Source organism: Stenotrophomonas sp. TWI1151 (assembly GCF_039673135.1).
Taxonomy (GTDB): domain Bacteria; phylum Pseudomonadota; class Gammaproteobacteria; order Xanthomonadales; family Xanthomonadaceae; genus Stenotrophomonas.
Genome location: NZ_JBDJLA010000008.1, coordinates 93623 through 105218 on the forward strand (window position 1 = coordinate 93623; position 11596 = coordinate 105218).

Annotated in this window: 9 protein-coding genes; all 9 read left to right on the forward strand. The window is 65.2% G+C overall.

What is annotated here, in order from left to right:
• Window positions 1-53: 53 nt before the first annotated feature.
• From ABE422_RS11530 to ABE422_RS11570, 9 genes are read left to right on the forward strand one after another with little or no spacing between them, the layout of a single operon-like run.
• Entirely contained in the window at window positions 54-770 is a 717-nt protein-coding gene (locus ABE422_RS11530; RefSeq protein ID WP_346483013.1) for a phage tail tube protein, read from the forward strand.
• Window positions 767-1186, forward strand: a complete 420-nt coding sequence (locus tag ABE422_RS11535) for a phage tail assembly chaperone family protein, TAC (RefSeq protein WP_346483014.1) — start codon at window positions 767-769, stop codon at window positions 1184-1186. The genes ABE422_RS11530 and ABE422_RS11535 overlap by 4 nt, the downstream gene beginning before the upstream one ends.
• A 29-nt stretch (window positions 1187-1215) precedes the next feature.
• A complete protein-coding gene (locus tag ABE422_RS11540; protein WP_266084474.1) occupies window positions 1216-1482 on the forward strand; it encodes a hypothetical protein in 267 nt (88 codons plus the stop codon).
• A 6-nt stretch (window positions 1483-1488) separates the two neighbouring features.
• Entirely contained in the window at window positions 1489-3987 is a 2499-nt protein-coding gene (locus ABE422_RS11545) for a phage tail length tape measure family protein (protein WP_346483015.1), read from the forward strand.
• A complete protein-coding gene (locus ABE422_RS11550) occupies window positions 3987-4445 on the forward strand; it encodes a hypothetical protein (protein WP_346483016.1) in 459 nt (152 codons plus the stop codon). Before ABE422_RS11545 ends, ABE422_RS11550 begins: the two co-directional genes overlap by 1 nt.
• Window positions 4442-4924, forward strand: coding sequence for a DUF1833 family protein (locus ABE422_RS11555; protein ID WP_346483017.1), 483 nt, complete (start codon window positions 4442-4444; stop codon window positions 4922-4924). The genes ABE422_RS11550 and ABE422_RS11555 overlap by 4 nt, the downstream gene beginning before the upstream one ends.
• Window positions 4921-5298: a nitrite transporter gene (locus ABE422_RS11560; protein ID WP_266084470.1), complete on the forward strand. Its 378-nt coding sequence runs from the start codon at window positions 4921-4923 to the stop codon at window positions 5296-5298. Before ABE422_RS11555 ends, ABE422_RS11560 begins: the two co-directional genes overlap by 4 nt.
• The gene (locus tag ABE422_RS11565; protein ID WP_346483018.1) at window positions 5295-8360 is read left to right on the forward strand and encodes a host specificity factor TipJ family phage tail protein; all 3066 of its coding nucleotides are present in this window, start codon (window positions 5295-5297) and stop codon (window positions 8358-8360) included. The genes ABE422_RS11560 and ABE422_RS11565 overlap by 4 nt, the downstream gene beginning before the upstream one ends.
• A gap of 21 nt (window positions 8361-8381) precedes the next feature.
• The gene (locus ABE422_RS11570) at window positions 8382-11417 is read left to right on the forward strand and encodes a hypothetical protein (RefSeq protein ID WP_346483019.1); all 3036 of its coding nucleotides are present in this window, start codon (window positions 8382-8384) and stop codon (window positions 11415-11417) included.
• Window positions 11418-11596: the final 179 nt, after the last annotated feature.

Here is an 11596-nt window from a genome sequence, read left to right on the forward strand (position 1 = left end):
ACCCACCCACACCCCGCACTGCGGGGTTTTTTTATGCCCGCAGGGAGACATTCATGAGCATGCTGACGCAAGGCACCCAGCTGTACGGCCTGATCAATGGCCAGATCCGCGAGATCGAGTGCATCACCAACTTCAACCCCGGCGCGAACCCGGCGGACCAGATCGAAGACACCTGCCTGTCCGAGACCAAGGCACGGTCCTACAAGAAGGGCCTGCGGACGCCGGGCCAAGCATCGGTCACGATCAACGCTGACCCGCGCAACGATAGCCACTACCTCATGTGGCAGCTCGGTGAGGACGATTCCGATGAGCTGACCCAGTGGGCGATCGGGTGGTCTGACGGCGTGGATATCGAGCCAACGCTGGCTCAGGGCGGCTCCATCCGCGCCATCAACGTCACTGGCGGTGGCACCGGCTACACCAGCGCTCCGACCGTCGCTCTGGTCGGCGGCGGTGGCACCGGCGCGACCGCAACCGCGATCGTTGATGATGGCGCAGTGATCGGTGTGACGGTCACCAACCCGGGCACCGGCTACACCACCGCTCCATCAGTCACCTTCACCGGTGGTGCCGGAACTGGCGCGGCAGCGACGGCCGTTCGCAGCGAAGAGCCCGAAATGGTGCTCCCGAAGACGCGCACCTGGTACATCTTCAACGCCTACGTGGCTGACTTCCCCTTCGACTTCCAGGGGAATGCAGTAGTGTCCACGGCTGCAAGCATGCAGCGATCGGGTGCAGGTGTCTGGCTGCGTAAGGAGGCCACCCCGTGACCGCTGCGAAGACCCAGAGCCGGAAGCGGGCGGTGCCACCGCCGTCCGTCCGGAAGAGCACGGCGGTATCCCTGTCGATCGCCGGTCTGCTGCAGGCCGGAGCCTTCACCGGCCGTCCGGTCGAGAAGGAGATCAGCTGGCGCCAGGGCGAGCAGGAGTTCACCGCCACGGTGTTCGTGCGGCCGCTGGGTTTCCAGTCCGCAATCTCCGACGTGCTCGCCGCCGGCGGACGCGAGGACAGCGTGGCCGGCCGTATCGCAGCCTCCATCTGCGATGAGGACGGCAAGCCCGTCTTCACCGTCGGTGACATCACCGGCGCGTCCGATGCGGACCGTGGCGCGCTGGACGGCGCCCTGACACTGGCGCTGCTGAGCGCCATCGGCGAGGTGAACTCGCTGGGAAAAGCTACGAGCTAACACCGGAAGACGAGTTCTGGTGCGAGCTGGTGCTTAACGGCATCGGCGGCGAAACCATTGCTGTGGCGAAGGAACGCCTCAGCGCTCGCGAGGTGAGGCTCTGGGCTGCATACCGGGAACGCCACGGAGGCTTGAACCCGATGATGCGCGCCGACTGGAACGCTGGCCTGCTGGCCAGCTTGTTCGCCAACAGCAAGCGCAAGCCGTCAGCCCCGGCATTCCAAGTAACTGACTTCCTTCGATACCAGAAAGCGGAGCCGATCGGCCTTGATGAGGCGATGGCGAGCTGGGGATAACTGCACATGTCACGACGTTCTCTCGGCACGCTGACCATCGACGTCATTGCCGAGATCGGCGGCTTTGCGTCCGGCCTGGACAAGTCCGAACGCCAGACGCAGAAATGGCGCAAGAACATCGAGAAAGAAGCGAAGATGGCGGGCGTTGCCCTCGGTGCAGCTATTGCCGGCGCGGTGGTTCTGATCGCCCGAAACACAGTCGCTGCGGAACGGGAGATCGCCCAGCTCGACGCGATCATTCGTTCGACCGGCGGTGCCGCAGGCTACACACGGCAGCAGCTGTTGGATATGGCCGACACCTTGTCCGCCAAGTCCACCTTCAGCGGTGGCGAGATCGTGGAAGCCCAGACCCGTCTGCTTTCGTACTCGGGCATCTTAGGGACCAACATCCCCCGCGCCATGCAGGCCATCATCGATCAGTCGGCACGCCTGGGCATCAGCGTTAGCCAGTCGGCCGAGACGATTGGTCGCGCGCTGGAATCGCCGAGCAAGGCCGCGGCAGCGCTCGCGCAGCAGGGCTTCGGCGCGGCGTTCACCAAGGAAGTGCGCGGCACCATCGACGAGCTGGTGAAAGCCGGCAAAGAGGGTGAAGCCCAGATAATGATTCTGGAGATCCTGGAGGAATCGTACGGCGGCGCGGCCCAGGCTGCTCGGGATACCTTCGGTGGCGCGTTGGCAGCGCTGATGAACACTATCAACGACCTGACCACTGGCGGCGATGGAAGCCTGGCTGGTGCTACGGAGGCCGTGAATACGCTGATTGCCACGTTGAATGATCCCCAGGTGCGCGAGGGCTTCAACAACATCATCTCTGGTGCCATTGAGGCAATCGGGGTGTTGGCAAAGTTCACGGCCTCATTCGCCGGCGCCACGGGATTCGTCGCAGAGGAGCTGTCTGCGCGGCTCAACGGGCCCGATGCGTTCGATACGGTCCGCGTGGAGGACCGCATCAAGCGGCTGAATGACACGGTGGACGCGGTCAAGAAGGCTCGCGGCACGCTCGGGCTATCGATGCTGAATGCCAAAGAGCTGATTCCGTCCGACTTGCTGAGCACGCCGGATACGGTGATCAAGCGACTGCAGGGTGAGATCGCACAGGAGCAGGCCAAGCTCGCATTGGCCCAGGACCTGGCCGCCCAGGCGGCAAGGGCACAGAAGGCTATGGATCCGGTGCCGGCGGCCGGAGTTACTGGCGATCCCGCAGGGCGGGAGGCTGCCGCTGCTGCCGCGGCCGACGCCGAGAATTCGAAGAAGCGGGCTGCCGCGCAGCAGCAGCTGATGCGTGCCTACGAAGCATCAGGCCTCCAGTACCGGCGCCAGATAGCGCTGTTCGACGCCAGCGCGGACAGGTCCGAGAAGGCCACGGAGCTGCAGCAGCTTAATTTCGAGCTCGCCACTGGTTCTCTACGTGGCCTCAATGCCCAGCAGCAGGAGACCTTGCGGGGCTGGGCGATGGAGATCGACCGGCTTAACGGTGTGAAAGACGCCAATGAGAAGGCCGCCAAGGCGACGGACGAATTCGCAAAGCTGCGCAAGGAGCTGAACCGAGAGGACAGCCTGGGCGTCGACCTAGCGCGCGAGCGGCTGAAGGTGATCCAGGCGGCGGCCGCAGCCGGCGCGGCGAATGATTCGGACTACGCGGCGACCGCTCGGCGCGCGCTGGACCAGGTTGGTGGAACGGGTGCAGACGGCTTCACTGGGCCGGATGCGCTGTATGGCGGCGCGGCCGGAGAGTTCTCCAAGATCGACAAGGCCATGGAACAGGAGAACGCGAGGTATGAAGCTCAGCTCGAAGCGCTGAATGAGTACCGGCAGTCGCGTGCGGATCTCGAAAGCGAATGGGATGCTCAGGAAGAGCAGATGAGGGCCGAGCACCAGAAACGTCTGCAATCCTTGGAAGACTCCCGCTGGCAGGTCACGTTGACCGCTGCACAGCAGGGCCTCGGCAGCGTCACAGACATCATGCGAAACAGCTTCGGCGAGCAGTCTGCGCTGTACAAGGTCGCCTTCGTGGCGCAGAAGGCGGCCGCGATCGCGCAGGCAACCTTGGCGATCCAGGCAGGCATGGCCGAGGCGGCGAAGAATCCGTGGCCAGCCAATCTGGCCGCGATCGCATCCGTCGCTGCGGCGACGGCCGGGATCATCTCCAGCATCTCCGCGGTCGGCATGGCGCACGACGGCATCGACAGCGTTCCCGAGACGGGCACCTGGTTGCTGCAGAAGGGCGAGCGGGTCACTACCGCGGCCACCAGCGCGAAGCTGGATGCCACCCTGGAGCGGGTGGCTCGCGACACCAGCACCGGCGGCGGTGCTGGCGATAACAACGAGTTCAACTTCAACGTCAACGGCTCGATCAGTGAGCGGGAGCGACTGATGCTGGAGCAGACCGTCACCCGGGCGGTGACCTTGGCGCGGAAGGACCGCGTTGCAGATACCACCTCGGGCACCGGCCCGCAGTCTCGCGCGATGCGCTCGAACTGGAACGTCAGAAGGAAGGTCGGGTAATGGCGCTGATCATGCAACCGCAGTGGCTGCCCGAGCCGCTGCGCGAAGGCTACGGCCTGCGCCACGTCTCGCCGCTGAAGCGGTCCACGTTCGTCAGTGGTCGATCGATGCCGCGCCGCGCCTATACGGCCACGCCGACAAACGTCGAGGTTCGCTGGCTGTTGAACGACGGGCAAGCCGCGCTTTTCGAGAAGTGGTTTCAGGAAGGGCTGAACGACGGTGTTGCGTGGTTCGCGTGCCGTCTGCGCAGCCCACTGGGGATGGACTATTACAAGAGCCGGTTCACCGATATCTACGACGGCCCGACGCTGACCAACAGCAACCTGTGGCTGATCACGGCACCGCTGGAGATCTACGCCCGGCCGCTGCTGGCAGACGGCTGGTCTGAGTATCCCGAGGGAATCCTGCAGGCCAACGTCATCGACTTGGCTGCAAACAGGGAGTGGCCTAGGCCATGAGCATTCTTGAACGGCTGTACGCCTCCGGCGGCGCGGAGGTGGAGCACGAAACCCTGGCGATCGCGGTCGGTAGCAAGACCCACTATCTCACCAAGGGCTGGGAGGACATCACCGCGGTGCTGGAGACAGGACAGACCGTGACTTTCAAGGCCTGCGGCATGGATGTGGCCAAGCCCACACGCAACGCCGACGGGGTCCAAGACCTCCGCTTCGCACTGACCAACATCGATGGGGTGGTGAGCACCGAGATCCGGGCGGCGCTGGCGGCCCGGCTCGAAGTGACCGTCACCCTACGGATCTACCTGAGCAACGACCTGCTGGCGCCGGCCAAGAAGCCGTTGTCGATGGTGATCAAGGGCGGGCAGTGGACTGCAACCGAGGTCCAGGTGACAGCCGGCTTCATGAACATCCTCGACACGGCCTGGCCGCGCGACCGCTTCAACCTCACCAAGCACCCGGGGCTGCGCTACATCACATGAAAATCGATCTGGAAAAGTACCTGGACGTGGTCTGGGTCAGCGGCGGCCGCAAGTTCCCGGAGCTGGATTGCTACGGCGTCGTCAACGAGGTGCGCCGTGACCTTGGCCTCGCGCCATGGGACGAGTACCCGGGTGCGACGCGCGCTGACCTGGCTGAACTGGCGAACGAGGCTGCCCTGCAGCACGCCGGCAGTGACCTCGTGGAAGGCGCGGTTGCGTTCTGCTATCAGGGCAGCGTGGTCACCCACGTGGCGGTGCTGGTGGAGGTCGAGGGCCGCATGTGCGCGCTGGAGTGCAACGACGGCCGCAACGTCACCGTGCTGCCGGTCGCCCGCTTCGAGTGCCGTTTCAATCGGGTGGAGTACTACGCGTGATCCAGATTTTCCCCTCACGCATGCCGGGCGAGGCGCTGGAGACCCATCGCCACGGTAGGACCACGATCGATGGCTGGCTGCGCTCCAACGTGCCGAGCTACGCAAGCGAGGGCCCGCACCCGATCGAGGTCGAGGTGTGCGGCGCCGCAGTGCCGGCGGACGCGTGGGCTTCTACCTGGATCGAATCCGACACCGACGTGCGGATCTACCCGATCCCCTACTACGAAGGCGCCGCCGCGGTCGTTTACTGGGTCGTGGTGGCCGTCATGGCTGCCTACGCGATCTACATGGTTGCCACCATGCCCTCGGGCAGCCGGTACGGGCAGGGCGACACGCTCAGCCTGGATACCGCACGGGCGAACTCCGCGCGCCTTGGCAGCCCCGTACGGGAGGTCCTGGGGCGGTGCCGGGTCTGGGCCGACTATCTGGTGCAGCCGGTATCGCGCTTCGTCGGCGGCAAGACCTACCGCACGCAGATGTTCGTGTGCGTGGGCAAAGGGCGGCATGTCATCCCGTTCGGCTCCGCGCGGCTGGGCAACACCCCGATCAGTTCCTTCGGCAGCGACGTGGAGATGACCATCTACCCGCCGGGCGCCGACGTGGGGGGCGACGTGCGCTCGGAGAACTGGGTGAACTCGACTGAGGTCGGCGCCACCGCCTCCGGCACGGCCGGCCTGGACCTGAGCGACACGGCGGACGTAGCCACCAGCCTCAATGCTGATTCGGTGACCGTGTCGGGCAACGTGCTGACGCTGAACAACGCGACGGTCACCGATGCGAACGGCAAGGAACGGCCGGCCACGTCTGTGCCGGCGTCCTGGACCGTCGGCGCTGTGCTGACGCTGAAGGTGGCGGCGACCTTTACCGCGACCACCAGCGGCCTCTATTCCGTCATCGCCGGTAGCGCGGTAGCCGAGCTGGCCCCGTATGTGGGCATGCCGGTGCTACTGACCTACAACGGCGCCGACTATGGGTTGTTCGTGGCGAGCTACGCGCCCGGTTCGCCCGCCGTGCCCGGTGTCGGCGGCAGTCCCGCCCTGCTCACTGGCTCGGCTGCGGTCACCGGCTTCGACTTCAGCGGCACGCCGGTCACCTTCGGCATCGGCTGGCGCGGCACCAGCTACAGCGTGGCGCTGGTGGCCAACTACATCACCCTGGGCGTGCTGCTCACCGCGATCAACGATCAGCTGGTGGACAGCGGCCTGGTGGCGACGCAGTCGGGCGGGGTGGTCACCATCGCCGAGGCGGCCAGCCCGTATGCTGGCGGAAGCATCACCTTCAGCGGACTGCCGGCGGCGGTGTTCGGCCCCAGCCCGGCAGCCACGGCGGGTGTGGCCACCACCGGTGGCACCCCGGCCACGTTGCCCCGCGTGACGCTGGCCTATGACGGCCCTGGCGGCACTGCCTTCGGCGGGCTGCCGCCGGGCAGCGTCTCGCTGGCCATGTCGCGCGGCCAGAGCGAGTACCGCATCGCCGCCGTGTCCGGCCTCACCCTGGTGGTCCAGCGGCTAACCGAGGGCGGCGTGGTCGATACCAGCTGGCCGGGCTGGACCTCACGGACCGCGACCGACTACCGGGCGACCGGTCTGCAGGAGAGCGAAGAATGGCTCGGGCCGTTCCTGGTCTGCCCCAACGGCGAAACCACCGACGCATTCGAGTACGACTTCAACTTCCCGGGCGGCCTGATCTGGTACACGGACAAGGGCAACAAGCGCACCTTCACCGTGACAGTTCGGGTGGCGTGGCGTGTCTACGGCTCGGGCGATCCATGGTCAGTGCGTACCCACAGCTACACGGCCACCTCCGAGGATTCGCTGGGCTTCACCGAGCGCATCACGCTGGGCACGCCGGGACAGATCGAAGTGCGCGTGCGCCGGGTGACCGAGCGCGGCGGCAACTCGGCGCGCGATGCTTGCTTCTGGCAAGGCCTGCGCGCGCGGCTGCCACAGCGGCCCACGCGCTACGACGACCTCACCACGATCGGTCTGACGGTGACCACCGGCACCAAGCTGGCGGCGCAGACGGACCGCCGGTTCAACGTCGAGGCGACCCGCCTATATGACGACGGCACCGCGCGCAGCATCAGCGGGGCGATGATCCACGTGATGCGATCGCTGGGCCTTCCAGCGGACCAGATCGACACCGAGACGCTGACGCACCTGGAGAACACCTACTGGACGCCGCGCGGGGAGTTCTTCGACTTCAGCGCGGAGAAGTCCGGCACCAGCGCGCTGGACCTGCTGCAGATGGCTGCGCAGGCGGGCATGGGGTACTTCCTGCTGATCGACTCGATGTGCTCGGCCGGCCGGGAGGGAATCAAGGCCTGGCGCGGCGGCATCTCGCCGCAGCGGCAGCTGGAGCCGTTGACCACGGCGTTCACCTCGCCGGGGCCGGATGACTTCGACGGCGTAGACGTGACCTACATCGACGAGGTGACCTGGGCGGCCGAGACGGTGGAGTGCCGGCTGCCGGGCGGCGGCACGCCATGGAAGGTGGAGACGTTCGAGCTGCAGGGCGTGGGCACGCGCGATCGCGCCTACCGGATCGGTATGCGGCGGCTCATGAAGCACCAAGGGCAGCGGCTCACCTACACGACCAAGACCGAGATGATGGGCCTGGTCTACCAGTACGGCGACCGGGTGAAGCTGTTCGACGATATCCCCGGATCCAGTACCACCAGCGCGATGATCGAATCGGCCCGCCTGGACGGCACGCGCGTGCTGATCGAGGTGGGCGAGTACCTGGACTGGAGCCTGCCGGCACCGCGGTGCCTGATCCGGTTCCAGGATGGGACGCTATCCAGCGTGATCGTGCCGGTCCGTGTGGACGACCACCGCCTGACCATCGCCGCCTCGGCGCTGCCGGGCGACCACGCCTTCAACACCTGGATCATGGACGACCCGACCATTGATCCCCCCGAGCTGATCTTCTGCGACAGCACGCGCGCTGGATATGACGCCGTGCTGGCCGAGCTCACGCCAGGCGAAGACGGCTCCGTCGAGCTGGCTGCCCTGCAGTACGACCCCGCCTTCTACCAATACGACGACGCGACCGCGCCGTAGCACCACCGGAGACGCACCCAGATGACCAAATACAACACCGGCAATCCGGTGGGCTCGAGCTCGCCCCTGGATTTGTACGACAACGCCGAGAACCTTGATGCGGGTATCAATGGGCCGGCCACCACTTGGCTTGACCGCCGCGGGCAGACGCGCAAAAGCTGGACCGGCGTGGAAGCTGACTTCCAGCAGTTCCTCGCCGACGGCAGCACTATCGAGTTTCCAACCTGGGCGGCGGCCAGCGCGGCGGCAGCGGCCAATCAGATCCCGCTGAACCGGCAGGTTGCGGTGATCGGCGACAGCGGCACGCATGTCGATCCAGTGTCGGGTCTGACGGTAAGCAACAGCGGCCGCTACGTGAGGGTCGCGGCCGGCCTGGAGTGGCGTAGCGCGGACGTGCTGACGCAGAAGGCCGACTACAGTGTCGTGGCGCTGACGTCCGGGAATGTGCGTGGACAGGCTGTGCCCCGCGCGCAGGCATTCAACGGCGCCGTGCTCAGTCAAATCGGAGGCTTGCCAAGCGGCTTCTCCATTCCTGCAGGCACAACTGGTGCCACTACCTACATAGCGGCCGACTTCCCCGCCCAGGCACTGCGAGGGAAGCGCATCCGAGTAACCCAACGGTATGAAGCTACGGCGAATTGGCTGAGCAATACGCCTCTGAATCTGGTCCAAGCACAATATCTCGCTGGTTCCGCGTCGTCGAACCTTGGTGTCTCAGACTATTCGATCGAGCAATCAGGGACACTGATCGTGCAGAAAGCGACGCTTGAAGTTCCAGCAAACGCTGACCGTGTGGGATTGGTTATCCAGGTGGCAAGCAACGCGCCTTCAGTAGGTGCGAATCGGACGCTCTCGCTCAGTGAGATCGGATATTCATTTGTCTCGGCAGGGGATGGTATTGGGTCTGAAAACGACTTGGCGCTGGAGATGCGCTTGGCTCCGCTTCAGCAAGAGATCCAATCCGGTCGGGCAGTTGCTGAAGAAGCGCGGCTCACCTCCGGAGATATGCTTCCTGGAGCGCTTCCACGGGTCATCGTTGCCAATGGTGCTACGGCGGTAGCAGACAGCACTGGTCGCAAGATTGGCCTTTCGATCCCGGCAGGTGAGACCGGCAGAACTTCTTACCTGGCCGCGGACTTCGACGCTCGAGCTGCACGGGGAATGACGGTCAGGATTACTCAGATCTACTCGGCCACGCTCGGCTTCATTGCCTCTACACCGCTCACCGGCGTGCGCGCACAAGCTTTGATAGGGGCAGCATCGTCCAATCTCACTGTTTCCAACTTCACCATCGCCCAGTCTGGAAACGTCATTACCCAATCTGGTGAGATCGAGGTGCCTGCAGGCGCAGACCGCGTAGGTCTGGTGATGCAGGTCGGCACCACTGCCGCGGCGACGGGCGAGTTGCGAACCGCTCAGCTCTCCGGGATCACTTACGAACTGCCTGGCTCGCCGACTGGCGGCGCGACTTCGAACGACAATATGCTGGATGTGCGTCTGCGCACTCTGCGGGCAGACGCTGGCGTATATGAAAGCTCTAAAATGGAGGTCCGGCCTGGCACAACCTATCCCACGCCGGCAGCCGCTAACCAAGCAGTGCAAGATCGATCGGCAACGCGCAGGACGACGCTGCTGGTTGCGGGCGGCCGTTACTCCAGCGATTTCAACTGGACACTGGCGCCCTTCGCAACGCTTAAAGCACAGGGGGCTGCACGCCCATGGATCCACTATGAGCTGCCAGACGGTTCGACTGAAGCGCCTGCGAACTATCAGCCTTTCTGGGTAGTCCAGAGTGGCACGCTGGATGGAATTAAGGTAACTGCCCGAAACGCCCGCTACGCGGTCCACTGTGAGGCCTCGGGCGCCAATCCGGATTCCAAGATCAGCGTGCGCGACAGCTGGATCGAACACTTCGGAAACACGCTCGCAGGTTGGGTTTCGCAGGCGGCCTGGGGGATGGGCGTATCCAGTGGTTGGGACTTCCGCAGCGAAGGGACCGTTTACCGTTCCCCGTTCTGCGCGTTCAGTTTCCACACGAACCGTGACTTCACCAAGCCCAGCTACGTCGAGAATCGAAACGACCGGCTGATCGGCACGGCCGTAGACGGAGCCGTCGCGGGCCTTGCCATCCGCGCGCAGCCGCTCGGCTCGCGTCAGCGGGATCGACATGTCCTCATCGGCTGCGAGGTGGTCGGCGACTATTTCTACAACCCTTCGCCGTGGATGCCTGCGACGCTGGACTACCAGCCGGCCTCCCACGCGGAGATTGAGGTCAGTGGATACGGCAACACGCCCTTCGTTTTCCGGATCAGCGACTTCGGGCGGGCCTTGAAGGTCGCCAGCGCCGGCGGCGCGGGTTCTTCCATCGCCGTGTCGGGCACCGCCGCAGCGGTGCTCTTCGGTGACGTCAGCACCTTCGCCGGAGCCGCCAACCTGCCGGGTTACGTGCATGGGTCCGTGGACGTTTCTGGTGCTGGTGTCGGGCCGACCAACGCGGTGTTCATCACCAGCCTGGGTAAAAGGCTCGGCGACTGCAGCACGGTCAACAAGGTGTTGACTGTCGCGGTAGATGGTGCGGCGCCGCTCACGGTTACGTTCGACCAGGACTACACGAACGCGACCAATGCAGCGATCCTGGCGGCGATCAACGCCGTGCTCGGTAGCGCCGCCTCGGCCACCGAATATGCGCTGGGGAATCGCTATCGGCCCAACATTCGGGACGAGGAAAAGAGCTTGCAGAACTCGTCTGCCGTGGGCATCCCCATGGGCTCGGTGCTGGCCTACGACGGCAGCTACAAGCGCGTGCGCCTGATGACGGCGGCCGACGCGGCGAGCCTGTTCGCGGGCATCGCCTGGGAGGACATCTACCCCTCGGGGTGGGGCAGGGTCAAGACGTCAGGCTACCTGCCGGTATCGGACATCCGACGGTCCGATGGAGCGGCGCTGGTCTTCGGGGCGACGATGAGCGTCAGTGCAACGCCTGGCATCGCGATGTTGGGCGGCAGCCAAGGCCTGCTCCGCGCTATTCGGGCGGACGCAATCGAGGTGGGCAGATAAGTCAGGCGAGTTGCCGCAGCAGAGCCTCATCGTTGTTGCGTGGGGTGTTGACTGCTCGGCTGACGCGGTACGCCTTCATGGAAGGAGGCTCGCTGGCCAGCAGCATTGCCACCGTTTCAGCCCGCTAGTGGCTCAGGTGGTCGGCATCCGTGGGTGCCGGACGAGACCCGCTGCCAACG

Bases quoted from the DNA above. Each gene is read 5' to 3' on its own strand.
- ABE422_RS11560 (WP_266084470.1), top strand. From the start codon at position 4,921: ATGAAAATCGATCTGGAAAAGTACCTGGACGTGGTCTGGGTCAGCGGC.
- ABE422_RS11570 (WP_346483019.1), top strand. From the start codon at position 8,382: ATGACCAAATACAACACCGGCAATCCGGTGGGCTCGAGCTCGCCCCTG.
- ABE422_RS11555 (WP_346483017.1), top strand. From the start codon at position 4,442: ATGAGCATTCTTGAACGGCTGTACGCCTCCGGCGGCGCGGAGGTGGAG.
- ABE422_RS11545 (WP_346483015.1), top strand. From the start codon at position 1,489: ATGTCACGACGTTCTCTCGGCACGCTGACCATCGACGTCATTGCCGAG.
- ABE422_RS11550 (WP_346483016.1), top strand. From the start codon at position 3,987: ATGGCGCTGATCATGCAACCGCAGTGGCTGCCCGAGCCGCTGCGCGAA.
- ABE422_RS11530 (WP_346483013.1), top strand. From the start codon at position 54: ATGAGCATGCTGACGCAAGGCACCCAGCTGTACGGCCTGATCAATGGC.